20 protein-coding genes and 1 other RNA gene are annotated in these 21,269 nt (G+C 44.1%); 18 read left to right on the forward strand and 3 right to left on the reverse strand.

Annotation, left to right across the window (positions count from 1 at the left end; all coding sequences use genetic code 11):
• Nucleotides 1–319: 319 nt before the first annotated feature.
• The 13 genes from CN378_RS00475 to qoxD all read left to right on the forward strand — a co-directional run bounded on the left by CN378_RS00475 (nucleotide 320) and on the right by qoxD (nucleotide 13,322).
• Nucleotides 320–1,066, forward strand: a complete 747-nt coding sequence (locus CN378_RS00475) for an alpha/beta hydrolase (protein WP_098349979.1) — start codon at nucleotides 320–322, stop codon at nucleotides 1,064–1,066.
• Nucleotides 1,067–1,093: 27 nt separating this feature from the next.
• Nucleotides 1,094–3,436 carry a ribonuclease R gene (rnr, locus tag CN378_RS00480; RefSeq protein WP_098349980.1) on the forward strand — a complete coding sequence of 781 codons (2,343 nt, stop codon included), beginning with the start codon at nucleotides 1,094–1,096 and terminating at the stop codon, nucleotides 3,434–3,436.
• Between the two features lie 118 nt (nucleotides 3,437–3,554).
• Nucleotides 3,555–4,025: an SsrA-binding protein SmpB gene (gene smpB / locus CN378_RS00485; RefSeq protein ID WP_044338267.1), complete on the forward strand. Its 471-nt coding sequence runs from the start codon at nucleotides 3,555–3,557 to the stop codon at nucleotides 4,023–4,025.
• 158 nt (nucleotides 4,026–4,183) lie between these two features.
• Nucleotides 4,184–4,524: a transfer-messenger RNA gene (gene ssrA, locus CN378_RS00490) on the forward strand.
• A gap of 506 nt (nucleotides 4,525–5,030) precedes the next feature.
• Entirely contained in the window at nucleotides 5,031–5,357 is a 327-nt protein-coding gene (locus CN378_RS00495; protein WP_098349981.1) for a four-helix bundle copper-binding protein, read from the forward strand.
• Between the two features lie 254 nt (nucleotides 5,358–5,611).
• A complete protein-coding gene (locus tag CN378_RS00500) occupies nucleotides 5,612–6,073 on the forward strand; it encodes a CopY/TcrY family copper transport repressor (protein WP_098349982.1) in 462 nt (153 codons plus the stop codon).
• Nucleotides 6,074–6,097: 24 nt separating this feature from the next.
• Nucleotides 6,098–6,313, forward strand: a complete 216-nt coding sequence (locus CN378_RS00505; RefSeq protein ID WP_098349983.1) for a heavy-metal-associated domain-containing protein — start codon at nucleotides 6,098–6,100, stop codon at nucleotides 6,311–6,313.
• 17 nt (nucleotides 6,314–6,330) lie between these two features.
• Nucleotides 6,331–8,787, forward strand: coding sequence for a heavy metal translocating P-type ATPase (locus CN378_RS00510; protein ID WP_098349984.1), 2,457 nt, complete (start codon nucleotides 6,331–6,333; stop codon nucleotides 8,785–8,787).
• A 27-nt stretch (nucleotides 8,788–8,814) separates the two neighbouring features.
• Nucleotides 8,815–9,093, forward strand: a complete 279-nt coding sequence (locus CN378_RS00515; RefSeq protein ID WP_098350157.1) for a glutaredoxin family protein — start codon at nucleotides 8,815–8,817, stop codon at nucleotides 9,091–9,093.
• A 327-nt stretch (nucleotides 9,094–9,420) separates the two neighbouring features.
• Nucleotides 9,421–10,434: a cytochrome aa3 quinol oxidase subunit II gene (gene qoxA, locus CN378_RS00520; RefSeq protein ID WP_098349985.1), complete on the forward strand. Its 1,014-nt coding sequence runs from the start codon at nucleotides 9,421–9,423 to the stop codon at nucleotides 10,432–10,434.
• A gap of 16 nt (nucleotides 10,435–10,450) precedes the next feature.
• A complete protein-coding gene (qoxB, locus tag CN378_RS00525; protein WP_098349986.1) occupies nucleotides 10,451–12,412 on the forward strand; it encodes a cytochrome aa3 quinol oxidase subunit I in 1,962 nt (653 codons plus the stop codon).
• A 2-nt stretch (nucleotides 12,413–12,414) separates the two neighbouring features.
• Nucleotides 12,415–13,026, forward strand: coding sequence for a cytochrome aa3 quinol oxidase subunit III (gene qoxC, locus CN378_RS00530; protein ID WP_098349987.1), 612 nt, complete (start codon nucleotides 12,415–12,417; stop codon nucleotides 13,024–13,026).
• Nucleotides 13,026–13,322, forward strand: coding sequence for a cytochrome aa3 quinol oxidase subunit IV (gene qoxD, locus CN378_RS00535; protein WP_098349988.1), 297 nt, complete (start codon nucleotides 13,026–13,028; stop codon nucleotides 13,320–13,322). The genes qoxC and qoxD overlap by 1 nt, the downstream gene beginning before the upstream one ends.
• 73 nt (nucleotides 13,323–13,395) lie before the next feature.
• Here the strand turns inward: qoxD and CN378_RS00540 are convergent, their stop codons facing one another.
• Nucleotides 13,396–13,818, reverse strand: coding sequence for a VOC family protein (locus tag CN378_RS00540; protein ID WP_098349989.1), 423 nt, complete (start codon nucleotides 13,816–13,818; stop codon nucleotides 13,396–13,398).
• A gap of 141 nt (nucleotides 13,819–13,959) precedes the next feature.
• On the reverse strand, nucleotides 13,960–14,328 hold the full coding sequence (locus tag CN378_RS00545) for a cbb3-type cytochrome c oxidase subunit I (protein ID WP_098349990.1): 369 nt from the start codon (nucleotides 14,326–14,328) through the stop codon (nucleotides 13,960–13,962).
• Between the two features lie 199 nt (nucleotides 14,329–14,527).
• Here CN378_RS00545 and CN378_RS00550 point away from each other — a divergent pair, with 199 nt between their 5' ends.
• The 5 genes from CN378_RS00550 (at nucleotide 14,528) to CN378_RS00570 (ending at nucleotide 19,688) form a co-directional block, all read left to right on the forward strand.
• Nucleotides 14,528–15,160 carry a methanogen output domain 1-containing protein gene (locus tag CN378_RS00550; RefSeq protein ID WP_098349991.1) on the forward strand — a complete coding sequence of 211 codons (633 nt, stop codon included), beginning with the start codon at nucleotides 14,528–14,530 and terminating at the stop codon, nucleotides 15,158–15,160.
• A 277-nt stretch (nucleotides 15,161–15,437) separates the two neighbouring features.
• The gene (locus CN378_RS00555) at nucleotides 15,438–16,229 is read left to right on the forward strand and encodes a muramidase family protein (RefSeq protein ID WP_257140954.1); all 792 of its coding nucleotides are present in this window, start codon (nucleotides 15,438–15,440) and stop codon (nucleotides 16,227–16,229) included.
• Between the two features lie 152 nt (nucleotides 16,230–16,381).
• Nucleotides 16,382–17,812 (forward strand): aspartate ammonia-lyase, encoded by a 1,431-nt coding sequence (aspA, locus tag CN378_RS00560; RefSeq protein WP_098349992.1) that lies wholly within the window; start codon nucleotides 16,382–16,384, stop codon nucleotides 17,810–17,812.
• Nucleotides 17,813–18,170: 358 nt separating this feature from the next.
• The gene (locus CN378_RS00565) at nucleotides 18,171–19,400 is read left to right on the forward strand and encodes a helix-turn-helix domain-containing protein (protein WP_098349993.1); all 1,230 of its coding nucleotides are present in this window, start codon (nucleotides 18,171–18,173) and stop codon (nucleotides 19,398–19,400) included.
• Between the two features lie 27 nt (nucleotides 19,401–19,427).
• Nucleotides 19,428–19,688, forward strand: coding sequence for a hypothetical protein (locus CN378_RS00570; RefSeq protein WP_098349994.1), 261 nt, complete (start codon nucleotides 19,428–19,430; stop codon nucleotides 19,686–19,688).
• Nucleotides 19,689–19,729: 41 nt separating this feature from the next.
• Here the strand turns inward: CN378_RS00570 and CN378_RS00575 are convergent, their stop codons facing one another.
• Nucleotides 19,730–21,115, reverse strand: coding sequence for a DUF2254 domain-containing protein (locus CN378_RS00575; RefSeq protein WP_098349995.1), 1,386 nt, complete (start codon nucleotides 21,113–21,115; stop codon nucleotides 19,730–19,732).
• Nucleotides 21,116–21,269: the final 154 nt, after the last annotated feature.

Consider the following 21,269-nt stretch of genomic DNA (forward strand, 5'->3'; position numbering starts at 1 on the left):
ATACGACTAGGTCAGTCTAAAAGGTCAGGTTTTTTTATTTATCAGACCGATTTTATAAGCGAAATATTGGATTGTCAGACCGATGTTTGCTAAAAATAGAGAGGAAGAGTGGACTAAACGATCGTTTAATAGAACGGAGCCTGTTATATCAAGCTTCTCAGCTACTAATCAAACGTTTGTTTAACAAAAAATCCACAAATACCCTATTACATACGAAAATCATCTAAACAACTGTTTAATAGGATGAAGCCTTTAAAATCAAGGTTTCTCGATACTAATCAAACGTTTGTTTAAATTAAGATAAAAGGAGTTATGTACGATGAAAACCGTATTACCAAAACCATTTACATTCGAAGCAGGTCCAAGAGCCGTATTGCTGCTTCACGGATTTACCGGAAATTCAGCTGATGTCCGGATGCTTGGACGCTACTTGGAGAAAAAGGGCTATTCGTCACACGCTCCCCACTATAAAGGACACGGTGTCCCTCCTGAAGAACTGGTCCACACCGGCCCTGAAGATTGGTGGAAGGACGTCATGGACGGGTACGAACATTTAAAGAGCAAAGGGTACGAAGAAATTGCGGTTGCAGGTCTATCGCTCGGAGGGGTATTTTCTCTTAAATTAGGTTACACTGCACCTGTAAAGGGTATTGTCCCTATGTGTGCGCCGATGTATATAAAAAGTGAAGACGTGATGTATAAAGGGGTAGTGGATTACGCCCGTGAATTTAAGAAATTTGAAGGAAAACAAGAAGAACAAATTGAAAAAGAAATAGAAGAGTTCAAGAAAACGCCGATGAACACATTGAAGGCCCTGCAGGAGTTGATTGCAGACGTGCGTGAAAATGTGGATATGATCTATTCACCGACGTTTGTGGTTCAGGCAAGGCATGACCATATGATCAACACGGATTCTGCGAATATCATCTATGATAACGTGGAATCGGATGAAAAAGACATCAAGTGGTACGAAGAGTCCGGTCATGTCATTACATTAGATAAAGAAAAAGAACAGCTTCATGAAGACGTCTACCATTTCTTGGAGAAATTGGACTGGACGGTTTGATGAATTCGATGATCAGGAGGGATTGTCATGGACGAAAACATTAAAGAGCATGTGGATAGGCTCCTTTCCTATATGAAGGAAGAAGCATACAAGCCATTGACGGTACAGGAGCTAGAAGAAGCATTTGGAATAGAAGGGTCCACGAACTTCAAGGACTTTGTCAAAGCACTTGTCGTAATGGAAGAGAAAGGGCTTGTCGTACGCACAAGAAGCAACCGCTACGGCCTGCCTGAAAAAATGAATCTGGTAAGAGGGAAAATATCCGCTCATGCAAAAGGTTTTGCGTTTGTGATACCGGAAGAGTCCGGGATGGACGATATCTTCATCCCTCCGAACGAAACGAATAACGCCATGCATGGCGACATTGTATTGGTAAGGGTGTCTACTTCATCTTCAGGTTCACGAAGAGAAGGAACCGTTGTACGCATCGTCGAACGCGGCGTCGATCAAATGGTAGGGACGTTCACGGAAAGCAAGCATTTCGGTTTTGTCATCCCCGATGATAAGAAGTTTGCCAGTGATATCTTCATTCCGAAATCTGCTCAAATGGGAGCGACCGAGGGACATAAGGTGGTCGTCAAACTGACCTCTTACCCTGAAGGACGCAAGAGTGCCGAGGGAGAAGTCGTTGAAATCCTTGGGCATAAAAATGATCCAGGAGTCGATATCCTTTCGATCATCCATAAGCATGGGATTGACGTTGAGTTTCCCGAGGAGGTCATGGAACAGGCAAATAAGGTGCCAAGTGAAATCGACGAATCGGAAATTCCGAACCGGAAAGACCTTCGCGATCATACCATCGTCACCATCGATGGTGCAGACGCCAAAGATCTCGATGATGCCGTCACGGTGACGAAGCTGGACAATGGGAACTACAAGCTTGGAGTACATATTGCAGACGTTACGTACTATGTCAAAGAGAGTTCCCCGATCGATCAGGAAGCATTTGATAGAGGAACGTCGGTATATCTTGTAGACCGTGTCATCCCGATGATCCCTCACCGGTTATCCAACGGAATCTGCTCACTGAATCCAAAAGTGGACCGCTTGACTCTTTCCTGTGATATGGAAATTTCACCTGATGGCGATGTCGTGAAACACGAGATTTTCCAGAGCGTCATTAAAACGACGGAACGAATGACCTATTCAGATGTGAACAAGATCCTGGTCGATAAAGACGAAGAGCTTCGCAAAAAGTACGAGCCCCTGGTTCCGATGTTCGAGGAGATGGAGGATCTGGCACAGGTTCTTCGTACAAAACGGATGAAGCGTGGAGCCATTGACTTTGACTTTAAAGAAGCGAAAGTGCTTGTCGATGAAGAAGGTGCACCGACGGAAGTCGTCCTGCGTGAACGTTCAGTCGCCGAAAAGCTGATTGAAGAATTCATGCTGGTAGCCAACGAGACGGTAGCGGAGCATTTCCACTGGATGGAAGTACCGTTCATTTATCGTATCCATGAAGATCCGAAAGAAGATAAGCTTCAGCGTTTCTTTGAGTTCATCACCAATTTCGGATTGATCGTAAAAGGGACAGCCAATTCGATCCATCCCCGCGCCCTTCAGGAAATTGTGGAAGACGTACAGGGTGAACCGGAAGAGATGGTTGTATCGACGATGATGCTTCGTTCCATGCAACAGGCGAAATATGATCCTGAAAGCCTGGGACACTTTGGTCTTGCGACAGAGTTTTATACTCATTTCACATCACCGATCCGTCGTTACCCTGATTTGATCGTTCACCGTTTGATCAGAACCTATTTGATTGAAGGGAAACTCGATCAGGCAACCCGTGAAAAATGGGGTGCGCAAATGGGCCACATCGCTGAACACACATCAAGCCGCGAACGCCGTGCAGTGGACGCTGAGCGTGAGACCGATGAGCTGAAGAAAGCAGAGTATATGGAAGACAAAGTGGGAGAAGAGTACGACGGCATCATCAGCTCCGTTACGAATTTCGGACTGTTTGTCGAACTGCCTAATACCATTGAAGGTCTTGTTCACGTGAGTTACATGACGGATGATTACTACCGGTTTGACGAGCGTCATCTTGCCATGATCGGTGAAAGGACCGCTAACGTATTCCGGATCGGTGACGAAATCACCGTGCGTGTCGTGAGCGTCAATAAAGATGAGCGTGCCATCGATTTTGAAATTGTCGGGATGAAGGGGAGTCGCAAGGAACGCGAAGGCCGTACCCGCACATTCTCGTCGGATAAAGGGAAATCGAACCGTGAGAAATCGGATCGTTCTTCATCCCGTAAAAAGGACGGGGAATGGTCAACGAGACCTCCTAAAAATAATAAAAAGAAAAAGACGAATAAGAAACACTTTGAAAATGCACCTCGAAGCAAACGTAAAAAGAAGAAATAAAGGTTCAGGAGCAATGGGATATCCTTTGCTCCTTTATTTTCTACGTGTCATCATACAATTTTCAGCCGAAATATGAGATAATAATGAGTAACTCGAGAAAGAAAAAGAGGGGATTCAAATGCCAAAGGGAGAAGGCAAGCTTATTGCCCAAAATAAAAAAGCGAGGCATGACTATGCCGTTGAAGAAACATATGAAGCGGGTCTTGTGCTGCAAGGGACAGAAATCAAAGCCATCCGTGGCGGCCGCGTGAACTTGAAGGATTCCTTTGCACGTGTTCAAAACGGTGAGATTTTTGTACACAATATGCACATCAGCCCGTATGAACAGGGAAATCGATTCAATCACGAACCGCTCAGAACACGTAAACTGCTTCTTCATAAAAAGCAAATCAATAAACTCATCGGTGATTCCAAAGAAGCAGGCTACTCAATCGTTCCTTTAAAGCTGTACATCAAAAACGGTGTGGCGAAGCTTCTGATCGGGCTGGCACGTGGTAAGAAGAAATATGATAAACGTGAAGACTTGAAGCGTAAAGAAGCGAACCGTTCCATCCAAAGAGAACTTGCTCAGCGCCAAAAAGGGATGTAATACTACAGATTTCCGGAATCTGGCATTTGCAATTATCTCAGGATTTGTTATACTAGTATATGTCGCGAGGTAATCAAGCGGCTGTAAGAACAATTGAATAAGTGACTTACACGCTGAACTTATTCTTTCCCGTTCTTCCCTTTCTATCATGGGGACGTTACGGATTCGACAGGGATAGTTCGAGCTTAGGTCGCGAGCCGTAGGGGTCGTCTACGTTAAAACGCCAAAGCCAATAATAACTGGCAAAACTAACAATAACCTAGCTTTAGCTGCGTAATAGCACTTTAGCTGTTCCTCCCTCCATCGCCTATGTGGTAGGGTAAGGGACTCACTCTTAGTAGGCTACGCCGGAGTCCACCGTCTGAGGACAAAGGAAGAGACTAATCAGACTAGCTGCACGGACGCCCGTCGATAGGCAGAAGCTGCAGCGAACTTGCGAATATATCGACTACGCTCGTAGACGCTTAAGTGGCGATGTTTCTGGACGTGGGTTCGATTAGTTCATAGTCGCCTTATGTGGTAACACATAAGTGAAAATTTGGCTTTATCGGTGAAACCTAAGTCACACACAGTGTGATAGGGCAATGCCGAGCGGTATGTGGAGCAATCCAACAGCCGTGTATCGACTTATAGGCTGCCGAACTTCGGTAGTACTAGGATGCGGAATCCTATCTGATAGCAGATAAATTCATATTTCGCATAATACGCCAAAGGACCTGATACTACAAGGTTCAAGATATAGTCAGTGCCATGTCGAAAGCATGGAAGTGCACGTCCCACCGTCTCCACCAAATACATATTTGGTGGTTTTTTATTTCGGTTTTATTGATGTTCCTTTCCAATACTTTTATCAAGTTTGCCATGTTCCTATATTAAAGGGAATATGGCTTTTTGTTGTTTCAGATTGGTTTTATATATAAAAATATCCTAATTCCGTTTAAACATATTCTAACAGGATATAGTAAATGTGTATTCAATAACCAAATTGATTAGGAGGAATGTAAAATGTCACACGAAAAATATCAGTCAGCCATCAAAGCACTACACGATTGTATGGAAGCCTGTAACCACTGTTTCGATTCCTGCTTAAAAGAAGAAGATATTAACATGATGAAAGGGTGCATCCGGTTAGATCGAGAATGTGCGGATATGTGTGCATACTTAGAACAATCCTTAGTGAGAGGGACTCCATTTGCGTCTGAGCTGGCTCAGGTGTGTGCGAAGATTTGTGAAGCATGCGGGGAAGAATGTAAGAAACACGATCATGATCATTGTCAAAAATGTGCGGATGCCTGCTTTAATTGTGCAGAAGAGTGTAAAAAGATCGCCTAACCAAACTGGGTCAAGAAGAGCGTGTATCCCCAGTTGAATAAAGCCTATTGAGATGATCCTTCTTCTTGGGATCATCTCTTTTTTTGATCAACGTTGGCAGGGAAAAAGTTTATATCATACCGCCAGTGGTACAGAATAAAAAACACAGCCCAACTTTTAAAAAAGGCAAATCAATCTGTTGACTAAAATCGATTACAGTTGTAAACTATAAATAGAAATCGATTACAGTTGTAAACAAAAAAGGGGGGATCATCTTGCCCAAGGAAGAAAATCCGGAAATCACGGATTCTGAGTGGGAAGTGATGAGAGTCGTCTGGACGCTTAAGGAAGTGACCAGTAAGGAAATAAGCGCTGTCCTGCAGGAAAAGAAAGAGTGGAAGCCGGCAACGACGAAAACCTTTATTGGGCGTCTGGTCAAAAAAGGAATGCTGACAACCGAGAAAATCGGCAACCGGTTCATATACAGGGCTGGAGTCAGTGAGGAAGAAAGCCTTAAGACACTGAAGTCGGGATTATTCACACATATATGCAGCCGGGCGGTAGGGAAGACGATTGCCGACCTGATTGATGAAGCAACGCTAAGCTATGATGATGTCGCCCTTCTTGAAAAAGTTTTACAAACGAAGAAAAAAGATGCTGTTGATGAGATCGCATGTAATTGCGTACCAGGACAGTGTACGTGCAAAAAAGATCACGGCATGAACTGTCATCATTAAAAAATTAAAGGAGTGTTTTATTCAATGGAAAAAACATTATTAAACGTAGCTGGAATGACATGTGGGAACTGTGTAAAAAAAGTAGAGACGGTTCTGAATGAACTGGACGGTGTGGAAAAAGCCAAGGTTGATCTTGAAAATGGAGCAGCAAAAGTGAAGTATGATGAATCAAAGCAATCGCCAGACAGTCTAAGTAAAGCAGTCTCTGAAGCGGGATACCAAACAGAACCAATGAAATAATAAAGGTGGTCGGCACAATGACTGACAAAACATTAAACATCGAAGGGATGACATGTGCCTCTTGCTCACAGGCTGTTGAGAAAGCAACGAAGAAACTGGCTGGTGTTCAACAAGCAAACGTAAATCTCGCAACGGAGAAATTGAATATAACATATGATGAACAAGAGCTCTCACTTGAAGAAATCAAGAAAGCGGTGGAGGATGCAGGTTACAAAGCTATCACTGAAATGGAGAAGAAGACGTTCAGTGTGACGGGCATGACCTGTGCATCCTGTGTGCAATCGGTGGAAAAGGCGACCAGGAAGCTTGATGGTGTCAAGGAATCAATTGTCAACATGGCAACTGAGAAAATGGTCATTGAGTACGATCCTGTAGTCGTGTCCGTCTCTGATATCAAAAGGGCTGTTTCGGATGCCGGTTATGAAGCACATGAAGATACAGACTCAGAAGATTCAGTGGACGAAGACAGAGACAAGAAAGAGCAACATATCAAAACAATGTGGAAACGCTTCTGGGTTTCAGCCTTATTCACGGTGCCCTTACTTCTGGTTTCCATGGGACATATGTTCGGGATGCCGCTGCCTGAAGCCATCGATCCAATGATGAACCCGTCCGGATTTGCATTGATACAACTCGTTCTTACGATTCCTGTCATGGCGATGGGTAAACCATTTTTCACCACAGGGTTTAAGACGCTTTCCAAGCTCCACCCTAATATGGATTCACTGGTGGCATTGGGGACGGGCGCTGCTTTCTTCTACAGCTTGTTTGCAACCATCATGATTATCACAGGCAGTGAAAGTTATGCACAGAATCTCTATTATGAATCGGCAGCTGTCATCCTGACGCTCATTACATTAGGGAAGTATTTTGAGGCACTATCGAAAGGGAAAACGTCTGAAGCGATCAAGAAGCTGATGGGACTTGCGCCTAAAACAGCCATAGTCGTAAGAGATGGTAAAGAAGCCGAGATCTCAGTCGAAGAAGTGGAAGTCGGAGACATCATCATCGTGAAACCTGGTGAGAAAATCCCGGTGGATGGAGTCGTAACCGAAGGGAAAACATCCGTCGATGAAGCGATGCTGACGGGGGAAAGTATCCCTGTTGAAAAAACGCCGGGATCGAACATCATCGGAGCGAGCATCAATAAAAACGGTACTATCCGATACGAAGCCACGAAAGTCGGGAAGGATACGGCATTATCGCAAATCATCAAGCTCGTCGAAGATGCTCAAGGCTCAAAGGCACCGATTGCTAAAATGGCAGATATCATTTCAGGGTATTTTGTTCCCATTGTTATCGTTCTTGCCATCCTCTCCGGTCTTGCCTGGTATGTATCAGGGGAGTCAGGCCTCTTCGCCTTTACGATTGCCATTTCCATTCTTGTCATTGCGTGCCCTTGTGCCTTGGGACTCGCGACACCTACAGCGATCATGGTCGGCACAGGGAAAGGGGCTGAAAACGGCGTCCTGATTAAAAGCGGGGGCGCCCTTGAAACGACCCATAAAATAGACACCATCGTGTTTGATAAAACCGGCACCATCACAGAAGGAAAGCCTGTAGTGACGGATATCGTGACGTCTGAAGGCATGTCGGAAGAAGAACTCCTGACCCTTGCCGCTTCCGCTGAAAAGGGCTCTGAGCATCCCCTGGGCGAGGCGATTGTCAGGGAAGCGGAAGGGAGAGGACTCACCCTCCGCAAGATCGACTTCTTTGATGCTATCACGGGACAGGGAATTGAAGTGACGGTCGAAGGAGACGATCTTCTGCTCGGAAACCGAAAGTTGATGGATGTAAACGACGTTGAAGTCGGCGAACTGGCGGAAGTGTCCGACCGCTTGGCAGCCGAGGGGAAAACGCCGATGTTCATCGCGGTTGAAGAAGAAATCGCCGGGATCATCGCCGTCGCCGATACGGTGAAAGAAACAAGTTTCAAAGCCATTGAAAAGCTTCACAAAATGGGGCTCCAAGTGGCCATGATCACCGGAGACAATAAGCGGACAGCGGAAGCAATCGCAAGAGAAGTAGGGATCGACCGCGTACTGAGTGAAGTACTGCCTGAAGACAAAGCAAATGAAGTCAAGAAGCTTCAGGAAGAAGGCAGGAAAGTGGCGATGGTCGGAGACGGAATCAATGATGCACCCGCCCTCGCGCAAGCGGATATCGGGATTGCCATCGGCTCCGGTACAGATGTTGCCATGGAGTCTGCAGACATCGTCCTGATGAGAAGTGACCTCATGGACGTACCGACAGCCGTCGAACTGAGTAAAGCGACCATAAGGAACATCAAGCAGAACCTTTTCTGGGCATTTGGCTATAACATCCTCGGCATACCAATTGCCATGGGAATCCTGTATCTGTTCGGCGGACCGTTACTAAATCCAATGATCGCAGGTGCAGCCATGAGTTTCAGCTCCGTATCTGTGTTGCTGAACGCCCTCCGCCTGAAAGGCTTTAAACCATCAGGAATGTAGTTCTTTATGGAAGGAGACGATGATACGATGAATAAGAACCTTACTTTAGAGCTTTATACCCGTCCGACCTGCTCAGATTGTCAAGCTGCGAAAGAGTACCTGAATGAACAGAACATCGAGTATGTTGATAAGAATGCAGGGGAAGGCGCAGACGTTGAAAAAGAGCTCATAGAGGTGACGGGCTCCAGGATCGTCCCTTCCTTTGTCTTTTATAGGAAAGGCCTGTTCGGGAAGAAAAAGATAAAGAATTTGATTGGTTTTGAGAACAATAAAGAGGAAATCAAACAATTACTGGAATTAAAATGACTACGATATTTAGACTGTAATGTTTTCTTGCCATAGTTCCATATCGGGAAACACTTATTGAAATCCGTTCACAAATTATGAATGATAGGCAAAAATTTTCCGAATTATCAACCTATAAACCGCTCTCAACGTTATTCTCAGATAACTATGAGAGTTATTTTTTTGTCTTCTGAGCAATTCTTTCCAACATTGTTACCGTTCTGTGAATAAAATGCGTCGAAATTTCGAAAATCTGTTTAAAAATGCAGTTATTAAGGGTACCTGTTTAGAGAATTTGGTAGTATAGGTCTACGAGAGTAAATTCTACATAAAGGAAGGTGATTTCTTTTGTTTAATAAATTTAAACCGTATTTAATTGTCTTAATAAGTCTCATTTCGTTATTTTTCATCATTATATTCAGTACGGATAGCGAATTAATCATTCTGGATCCCAAAGGACCGGTTGGAGCCGTCCAAAAAGATCTGATCATGCTATCGATCTACTATATGCTTGCCATTATGCTTGTCGTACTTGGATTCTTCACGGTCATCCTATTCAAGTATCGAAGCAGTAAAAAGAATAGCGACTACAAACCGGATATGCACGGAAGTACATTCCTTGAGGTCATTTGGACATTGATTCCTGTCCTGATCGTCATCGCATTATCCATCCCGAATACAAAGGCCCTTTATCAATTAAGGGATGCACCTGAAGCGACGGCGCACAAGGATCCAATCGTGATCCATGCGACGGCGGTCGATTGGAAATGGATTTTCAGCTACCCTGAAGAAGGAATCGAAACGGTCAACTATGTGAATGTTCCTGAAGATCACCCGATTCTATTCAAAGTAACAGCGGCGGATTCCATGGCTTCCTTCTGGGTACCGCAAATCGGCGGTCAGATCTATGGAATGCCTGGAATGGTCAATGATTTATATCTACAGGCGGATGAGCCTGGAACGTATGATGGAAGAAACTCAAACTTCACTGGTGAAGGAATGACACATCAAACGTTTGATTTTGTTGCGATGAAACAAGATAAATATGAAGATTGGGTAGAAGATGCTCAATCCAACGAACCGAAATTGACGGAAGATACGTATGAAAAGTTGATGCTTCCTGAAACGGTTGATAAGATGACTTTTTCATCTACTCACTTAGCATTTGTCGATCATGCCAAGAACTCTGAATATGCCATGGCAATCCGTCAGAAATATGGCCTTGATACCACGGTGGGTGGCGCAGATAAAGATGCAGAATCCGTTCATGGCAATATGGATATGGAAGGTCATGAAGGCATGGACCATGACGACATGAAGAAGAAAGAAGATCATGAAGACAATGGTAGTCATGAGCACTAAGAAAGGAGGACTTTAAATGTTTGAATTCATAAAGGATAATCTTATCCTCAACGATCCGTTGATTCTGGGAGCCAACATTTCGATCGTTTTCACCGTAATCGGAATCGTTGCAGTCCTCACTTACTTCAAAAAGTGGAAATGGCTGTGGAACGACTGGATCACAAGCGTTGATCATAAAAAAATCGGGATTATGTATATCCTGGCTGCACTTGTCATGCTCTTCCGCGGAGGAGTCGACGCGCTCTTGATGAGGGCACAATTGACGGTGCCGAATAATTCATTTTTAACATCCGAGCACTACAATGAAATCTTTACGACTCACGGTACCATCATGATTCTGTTCATGGCGATGCCGTTCTTACTTGGATTGATGAACGTGGTCGTTCCTTTGCAGATCGGTGCAAGGGACGTTGCATTCCCTTACCTGAATAACCTGAGTTTCTGGTCATTCATGTTCGGTGCGATCCTTTTCAATATTTCATTCGTATTCGGTGGTTCACCGAATGCAGGTTGGACCAACTACGCACCGCTTGCGATTGAAGGAAGTCCTGGACCGGGTATCAACTATTACCTCCTGGGGTTACAGATATCGGGTATCGGTACGTTACTCACAGGGATCAACTTTGTTGTCACCATCATTAAGATGCGTGCACCGGGCATGACGCTTCTTCGCATGCCGATGTTCACATGGACAACGTTGATCACGGCTTTCATCATCGTGTTTGCATTCCCGATTTTGACTGTCACATTAGCATTGATGACATTTGACCGTTTATTCGGTTCCCACTTCTTCACACTTACGGATGGTGGTAACCCGATGCTCTGGTCAAACCTATTCTGGCTGTGGGGACATCCGGAAGTATATATCGTTATATTACCGGCCTTCGGTATTTTCTCAGAAATCATTGCTACATTTGCCAGAAAAACACTATTTGGCTATAAATCTATGATTATCTCACTTGTTGCGATTTCTGGACTAAGTTTCGTAGTATGGGTCCATCACTTCTTTACAATGGGTGGAAGCGCAGCAGTGAACAGTGTATTCTCGATTTCAACGATGGCGATTGCCATACCGACGGGAATAAAGATATTCAACTGGTTAGGTACATTATTTAAAGGTAAGATCGAATTTACCGTTCCGATGTTATGGTCTGTTGCGTTCATTCCCACATTCCTGATCGGTGGGGTGACAGGAGTTATGCTTGGAATGGCTGCGGCCGACTTCCAATATCACAATAACTACTTCCTGGTTGCTCACTTCCACTACACATTGATCGCCGGTGTTGTATTTGCCTGCTTCGCAGGACTTGCTTACTGGTATCCGAAGATGTTTGGTCATAAGATGAATGAGCGTATCGGACGATGGGCATTCTGGTTCTTCTCCATCGGATTCAATCTTTGCTTCCTGCCGCAGTTCGTATTAGGATTTGCGGGTATGCCAAGACGTGTGTACACGTATGGACCTGAAGACGGCTGGACGTCACTGAACGTGATTTCCTCTGTCGGAGCTTTCGGAATGGGTGTCGGATTCCTGGTACTCGTTTACGGTATTTATTACAGCTACCGTTTTGCCGAAAGAGAAACAACAGGAGACGCCTGGGATGGACGTACCCTTGAATGGGCGACAAGTTCAGCCATCCCGCCTCATTACAACTTTGCACATGTTCCTGAAGTAAAGAGTCATGATGCATTTTATGATATGAAGCAAGAAGGAAGAAAGATGGTTCCTGACAACTTCGAATACCAACCGATTCACATGCCAAGTAATGCAGGGACACCGTTTATCATGTCCGCACTGTTCTTCGTTGCAGGATTCGGTTTAGTATTTGAACTGTTCTGGATGGCCATTGCCGCACTTGTAGGGATCTTCGGATGCATGGCATTCCGTTCTATGATGTCCCACAAACAGGATGAAGGTTATTATGTAAGTGTGGAAGAAATCGAAAAGACTGAAAATCCGTATAAGAGGGAGGCGTGAGCATGGCACATAGTACGAATATAGATCCAAACACGCCACTTGAATATCAATCCGATATCGGTAAACTGAACATCTTCGGATTCTGGGTTTTCCTTGGTGCGGAAATCGCCTTATTTGCCACTATTTTCGCAACGTTCTTCGCTCTGAAGGCAGGCACCATGGGTGGCCCGCTTCCAAGTGAAGTGTTTGATATGAAGAATACGATCATCATGACGCTTCTGCTGTTAATCAGTAGTTTCACGTCTGGTTTATCAATAAATGAATTAAGAAAACGAAACGTCAAATCCATGATGGTTTGGCTGGTCATCACATTATTATTTGGACTCGGATTCCTCTACATGGAAATCACGGAATTCATCCACTTGGTCCATGAAGGGGCGGCCATGGGTACGAACGCATTCTGGTCATCCTTCTATTTACTGACCGGGACTCATGGTCTCCACGTGTCCGTCGGGATCCTATGGATTCTTCTCGTCATGTTCCAAGTGAAGCAACGCGGATTGAATCCTGATACCGCTAAAAAACTATTTGTATCAAGCTTGTACTGGCACTTCCTGGACTTTGTCTGGATCTTCGTGTTCACAAGCGTGTACTTATTAGGGATGGTGGGATAATGTCACATAATACGAATCATAGTGGATTGCCTTGGACTCAGATCATTGGTTTTATCCTATCGATTGCATTAACGTTCCTAGCCGTATGGTTTGGACTTTATACGAATCTGGCATATGAACTGATCGTAGCGATCGTATTCGTTCTGGCTTTCATCCAGGCCGCTATCCAGCTCTTCATGTTCATGCACGTAAACGAAGGTGAAGGCAGATGGCAGGTAGGGAAGATGATGTCAGCCGCATTCATTGCGATTGTCATCGTGGCCGGATCTGTCTGGGTATTGAGCAGTATGCATTAATAGAGAAAAGAAGCTGATGGAAGTTCCATCAGCTTCTTTTTTAGTTTTGCCATATTCACTATTTTTTGATCCGTTATGCTTCATCACTTTCATAATTAAATTGCCATTGAATGCCGAATTTATCGGTGACTTGTCCATAGAGTTTACTCCAGAACGTTTCCTGAAGCTCCATATCTACTTTTCCGCCTTCTTTTAACTTATGGAAGCGGGAGGACAGCTTTTCTGTATCCTTGCTGACAAGGGCAAGCGTGATATTGTTTCCTTCAACAAAAGGCATATTCGGGAACACGTCGGAAAACATGACATTGCTTCCATCGATTGTAAGTCTTGTATGTAGGACCAGGTTTTTTGCTTCTTCAGGGAGAGGATAGTCAGGATGGGGAGGTGCCTCAGCGAACGTCATGATCTGCGGTGGCTCCGTTTCGAATACTTCTGCATAATACTCTGCCGCTTCCCGGCAATTGCCATTGAAATTCAGATAAACATTGACCGACATGTACATCACTCCTAATGTTTGAGATGGGGATTCATTTGTATTGTATCATTTTTTGTGAATGAAAATCAGAAAAATCAAAAAAATGCCGCGAAAAACCCCCATCCTGCCAAAACGGCGAAATGGGGGTTTCTTTCATACCAATTATTCTGCTTTTAACTCCTTCAAGATGTTGACACCAAACAAGAGGATACCGATTGTGGTCAAGAAACCGCCAGTGGCAATGACCGGGATGACGGCTTCATTGCCAAGCACCAGCAGAAATAATCCGACCATCATGAGTGGCAGTCCGATATTATGGAGCCAGAAATGAGCTTTTGCCAGTTTAGTGGAAGATACAGCCGGGAATAAGTGATAAATGAGACCTGCAAGCGTCAGTGCCGTCCAGCCTAATAAGTTGATATGAACATGGACAGGGGTCAGACTGTAGTCATGGACCATGGACATATACAACCCGATACATACACCGATCATAAAGTAGACCACCGAAATTTTAATCAATTTGATACCCATATGATCTCTCCTTTCTTCTGGTAATATATGAGAGTTTAGTCCTGTATAGAACGTAGCATTCTGCAGTCATACAGATAAATATTCGGGAAAAAGACCCATTCCGCTTTATGGGTGTTATACTGAAAGAAAACGATTGCAGCTGTTGAAGAAGGTTGTTTGAATAAATCTTTGATTCATAGGTTAACTAAGGAGTGATGAAATGAATACGAAAACCTCATTAACCGGGACGATTTTTTTAAGTAAACTGATCACTCAATATGCCCATATCCATCAGAAAACGGTAGGGAAGACTGCAGATGAGTACGTACGTCAAATCGGTCTCAGGACAGGGGAATGGATTGAAGGTTTGTATGGGGACAAGGATGAAGAATGGACGGTTGATCGCTATGCCGAAGTCATTGTCGACCTGAAGAATTCCATTGGCGGTCACTTCTATCTATCCGAAGTCCATCCTGATCATGTGGTGGTGAAGGCTACTGGTTGTCCCTTTGGTGAAGCCGTTAAAGACGCTCCCCATCTATGCAATATGACTTCAAGTGTGTTCGGGGGGATCGCCTCGCGTAAATTCGGTTACTCGAAAGTGATTTTGCGTAAGCGGATCGCAGTGGGGGATTCGGGCTGTGAGGTAGCTGTCTATTTCCGTGAAACGGAGTCAGAAGCCGGTGATGTGTATCAAGATCTGAACTATACCCCGGAACTCGGGAACCCATTCCAATGGGAAGAAGAAACGATCCTTTTACTGAATGAGCAGCTGAGACAGAGTGATGAGCTGGTCATGAAACTGGTAGGCGAGCTGGAAGAGTTAAGGGAGCAGGTAAAGCAGAAATCATAGATTGATGGGTAAAGGGGATAAAATGAATGTAAGCGCCTGGAGAAATTCCATGAGGCGTTTTTTTGTCTGTATTTTAACAGGTATCCGGATGGTTGGCTTAAACGTAATGAAGGGTAAAAAAGAAACTTCCGACAGGTCCCCCCCTTTATGTCATGAATATGAAAGGATATATATGGGTATGTAGGAATATTTTTATTTTACACCCTTAAATAGACCCCTGTCGTTCGAACGATATAGAGCTGGTTATTTATCATTAGGACATTGGGGGATGTAAGAATTGACTACGATTTCAACAAAGAGAAAGCAAAGAATTGCTGAAGCACGAAAGAAAAAGGTAAAAGCAAGAAATAAAAGAATCGCTGCTGCTACGGCTGCCGGGACGATAACGGCCCTTCTGCTGGCCGGTGGTAAGGCAGGCGCATGCAGCACAGAGTATACAGTGACGAAGAATGATACTTTATACAGCCTGGCTAAAAAATATGACGTGACAGTGGAACAGCTAATGGAAGCGAATGTTTTATCATCAGATGAAATTCACATTGGCCAGACACTGCTTGTACCTGATAGAAAACTACATAAAGAAATGAACCACTATACGATCCAGAAGGGAGATACACTGTACTCCCTTGCTAAGAAATATGAAACAACCGTTGGAGAAATCATGGATGCCAATGATATGACTTCATATGAGATCAAAACGGGTGAATCTCTCGCTATGCCGGCAAAATCAGCTTCAAACCAAATAGGTGAGTTTTATACCGTGGTTCCTGGAGATACTCTTTGGGGGATTGCTCATCGCTATGGTGTGGAGGCTGAAGAATTATCCAGGGAAAACGGGCTCAAGATGGACATGGTTCTGATAGGGCAGAATCTCTTTATTCCTGGGAAGGCCGAGGTTACAGAAGCAGAGATCATAGGTGCTGCCGACAGCTTTTCTGTAGAATTCAAAGATCGTGATGGAGAATTTGTCTTAAAAGTACCCTATGGCACGTCTGGGGATTATCAAAATAGATCCGGACAATCGGTCACGCTCATCTATAAAAATGGAGCGGTTATATCCACATACTGACATAAAAACACAGAGCGCTTTCCATTATTTGAAAGCGCTCTTTTCATCATGTTTGAAATTAATGGTTTTGTCCCTAAAACGTTGCCTACTCTCTCACTAATTGATAGAATCATCAATTAGAGAGAGCCAATCCAAACATGGGGAGTAGAAAAATGATAAACGTCACTAATGGATTTAGAATAGAAAAAGATTTTCTCGGGGAAAAAGAAGTACCCGAAAATGTATACTACGGAATCCAAACCTTAAGGGCAGTGGAAAACTTTCCGATTACTGGATATAAAATTCATAAAGAGATGATCGATGCCCTGGCAGTCGTAAAAAAAGCGGCAGCGCTTGCGAACATGGAAACGACACGCCTTTATGACGGAATCGGTCAAGCCATCGTTCAGGCTGCCGATGAAATCCTGGAAGGGAAATTTCATGAATTCTTCATCGTAGACCCTATTCAGGGAGGGGCAGGAACTTCTATCAATATGAATGCCAATGAAGTCATTGCCAACCGGGCTTTGGAACTCATGTCCCATCGTAAAGGGGAATATGGGAAGGTGAGCCCGAACAGTCATGTGAATATGTCACAGTCAACAAATGACGTATTCCCGACGGTCATCCATATTTCCACCCTGAAATTATTGGAAAAGCTTCTGGACACAATGGAACATATGCTGAATGCCTTTAAACAAAAAGCCCAGGAGTTCGATCACGTTATTAAAATGGGGCGTACCCATCTCCAGGATGCGGTTCCGATTCGTCTTGGACAAGAGTTTGAAGCATATAGCAGAGTAGTGGAGCGTGATATCAAACGTATCGGACGCACCCGGGATCATCTCTATGAAGTGAATATGGGTGCTACCGCAGTAGGCACCGGATTAAACGCTGATCCTGTTTATATCAAAAGTGTTGTCAAGCACCTGGCTGAAATCAGCGGGTTGCCTTTGACCGGGGCTGAACATCTGGTAGATGCTACACAAAATACCGACGCCTACACAGAAGTTTCAGCTGCATTGAAAGTTTGTATGACGAACATGTCCAAAATCGCCAACGATCTGCGTTTGATGGCTTCCGGTCCCCGCGCCGGGCTGGGTGAAATTTCACTGCCATCGAGACAGCCGGGTTCTTCCATCATGCCGGGTAAAGTGAATCCGGTCATGCCGGAACTGATCAACCAGGTAGCCTTCCAGGTCATGGGGAACGATCAGACCATCTCATTGGCATCGGAAGCCGGCCAGCTTGAATTGAACGTGATGGAGCCGGTACTCGTATTCAACCTCCTTCAATCCATCAGTATCATGAACAATGCGTTCAGAAGCTTTACGGACAACTGTCTTGTGGGTATAGAAGCGAATGAGACACGTATGAAGGAATATGTGGAAAACAGCGTTGGTATCATTACCGCGGTCAATCCGCACCTGGGATATGAAGTCGTATCCCGCATCGCAAGGGAAGCCATTTTAAAAGGGAAATCGGTAAGGGAGCTCTGCCTTGAATATGATGTGCTGACCGAGGAAGAGCTTGATTTAATCCTGAACCCTTATGAAATGACGAATCCAGGAATTGCAGGCCGGGTGCTTTTTGACCGGGAATAGGGATCAGAAAACGTTCCGTGAATGATAGCGGAACGTTTTTTTTCGTTGAAATGTCAGCCTGTCGATCAATTGGGATAATTAAATAGGTTGAAAGAACCGGGTATTTACTCATATTTTTTCGATCTATTTAAATGCTTGCGTTAGAAAAGGCTGTATGGAGACCCTTTCTCTATCAAAGGGAAAAAAGATGGAAAGGGATTAGGTATAAAGGTTCATATTTCAAGTATCTTCTACCGATGGAAAACCCCCATTTCACCCTGATTATTTCTTAGTATAATGGAAGTAGAATCGCTATAAAGAAAGATAAGGCGTTAGGACTGGAAGAGACTTTCTACTAAGGCATCCTGGAGGTTGAATAATGAATAATGGGGAATTGATTAAATACTATCGGATCTTTAAGGGAATGACCCAGAAACAAGTGGGGGATGGCATTTGTACCCCGGGACATATTAGTAAAATTGAAAGCGGTCACTTACCTGTGACGAAAGATAAGCTGGACCTTTTTAATCGGAGACTGGGGATCGATATTGAGCATGAAGGGAAAGCGTATCATAAGTTACAAACCGAATTGGATATGTGGCACGATGTAATGATTAAGCAGATCAATGGGAAAGTGGAATTGTTGAAGGAAACGATTGAACAGAATCCCCTTGTGAAGATTGAAACGTTGAATGGGACGTATAAGCTTCTCAAAGCTCGATATCTAATAGGGAAGGGTGACATCCAAGGGCCTGAGTTTCTTTTGAACCAGTTTTCAAGTAAACGGTTGTCCTTTTATATGAGAGAGTATGACAATCATTTATATTATCACGTCAAAGGAATGTTTGAGCTATTAAAGGGTCATGCGAAAAACGCCATCGCATTTTTACAAAGAATTGACGGGGAGATCTACACGAATTTCGAATATTACTATCATCTGGCTCTTGCCTATCAACAATTGGACCAACATGATCAAGCTTCTCATCATAGTGAGATTTCACTCCATCACTTTAAAGAAACGTATAATTTCACCAGATGCATCGATGCCGCTACGGTCCAACTGGTCTCGGCAGGGAAGAATGGGAAGAAGGACCTTGAAGAGTTGGAAGTCGAATACGAAGAATTGATCCAGCACTGTGATAACCTACATGATCATCGAAGAAAAGCAATCCTTTATATGAATCTGGGGAATGTGTATCGTGACATGAGGAATGACAGGAGGGCAAGGGATGCCTTTCAAACAGCGTATGGATTACTGAAGCATGAGCCTCATACATGGGCTTATATCAACACCCTTTTTGGATATATTGACAGTTCCCTTTATGTGGACGCATCCATCCATAAAGAGAAATATGCCAGTTTGATAGATGAAGGGCTCCGGTATGCTAGAAACATGAAAGACCCCTTCAAAGAATCCCTCTTTACCATGCTTGAAACAAGGGTCCATGAGGGGGAGGAAGCGTATCACCACTACATAGAAAGTGTCATCATCCCTCTATTGAAGGAAGAAGGGCAGTTATCCCAGTGCCATCACTATATTCAAAAGCTCTGCCCCTATACTGAAAAGAATGGGATAGAGAATGGGAGAAAGGAATGTGTACTAAACTAGTAAATAACCCAGAAAAGGAGCGGTTTGATGGATAATCCGGATCGATTGATTTCAACCTTTGATGAGGTGACTTTAAGTGATTATAAAATGCCCATCATCTGTATCTATTTCAGTCCGAAAGACTATCAGGGTATGTTTGTCGCAAGGCTATTTAATGTGAATCAACCGACTCATTATATCTTGATGCGGCCTACATTAGAGGCGATCAGAAGCGAAATTCCCGGGCGTTTCTCGGTCATCCCGAGAGCCCAAGGGGAAGATTCCACTATCGTCGAAACATGGATATAACTTATGAAGGAAGCTTCACCCCAATAAAAGGTGAAGCTTTTTTACGTATTGTCATTGGCATTAGGATAAAACTTCTTTTCGATTTTCTTATACTCCTCCAGGTTTTTGGTGAGCCGTGCCAGCTTATGGACTTCCTGGAGGAGAAAAGTCTTGTCCAATTCATAGATGACTTCTGATTCAATGTGATCTATCGTATTACAGGCAAACTCCCAAATGTCCTGGTGCTTGGATGATTGAATGGATTCTGCAATAAGTGCCAGTGCCCTCACAATGTCTGTAATGATTAAATGATTGTCTTTTGCATAATGGCGGATATAGCCGAACCCGCGGTACAGGTAATAATCAAATGCTTCCGTTTGAAGGATGACCCGGATCCTGCCTTCCCCGTCGATCAGATAAGGGGTAAAGGATAAGTGATCCTCTACCGTCAGCATAAGGTCAGCCATTTGGTCGATCGTATTAGACGCCGTTTTGGGATCATCATTCCCGAGTGATTTGATCGCTACTTCTGCGAGCTTGTGAATCCCCATTTGCAGGTCTTGGATCTCGGTCTCTTTATGCCCCGTTTCAATGAAATCGAGATACAGATCAGTCGTAAGATCCCGGGTATCGGGTCCCCAGATGCTCAGAATTTCATTGCCGGCCAATATGTAATCCCCCACTTTGTAATGGATCTGGACGACGAGGTTCCGAGCTTTTGCCTGTTGAATCATTCCTTGAAAATCAATTAATTGAATATAGCCGGATTCCCTGGCACTCACGTGAATGATAGTATATTTAAACTCCTCCATCGTGTCGCCATGTTCTCTTGTCCGGTGCGTTTCCAAGTCCTGTTTAAGTGTCTGGTTGATCATGACTTCAGAAACCTGTTTCATATTGTAGGTGATATTATGAACCTGCATCCACGTCGACGCATGGTTGATGAAAAAAATGAAGGTGAGGGCTGAAAGAAACGCCAGTCCAATCGTCATGAGAGGTGCTGCGACAAATATCTCCTTCTTGGAATTTCCGATAAACAGGAAGAGGAGGAGAACGTAGACAAAGCTGCCATTGAAAATGCCAAGGGCGTGCTGCGTTTGTTTGTCCGAAATGAAGTCCAAAAGCATCCTTGGCGAAAACTGCCCACTGAACATTGTCAGCACGACGAGGAGGGAATTGAGTGTAAAGGCACTTAGTGTAAGGATGCCTCCTATCAGGGTGCTGACAAGCATCCGGGTGACCGGGGCATCCATACTTAACACATCAAACGTATACTTGGATATATCCAGGTAGAGATCTAAATAAAGGGTGACGGCTACCAGGAGCAGGGAAAGGCAAATGTATAAAAAGGGCATATACCAAATGGTCAGCCGGATTTCATGCATTCGCTGACGTTTTGACATGAGCATATATTTTCGGATCGACAGAGGGAGCATCTTTTTTAACATGATCGAAACGGTTCCTTTCTAGTAAATGGATATGAGTTAGTTTTCCCTTCCTATCAACGTTAAAACATCCTGCAAACCAAAAGATTGATAGAAAGAAGCGATTTCAGGGGAAATTTTAAAGTAAACCGATCGGAAATAACATGCCTGATAGGAG

The organism is Bacillus sp. AFS015802 (genome assembly GCF_002561455.1).
Taxonomy (GTDB): Bacteria; Bacillota; Bacilli; order Bacillales; family Bacillaceae_B; genus Rossellomorea.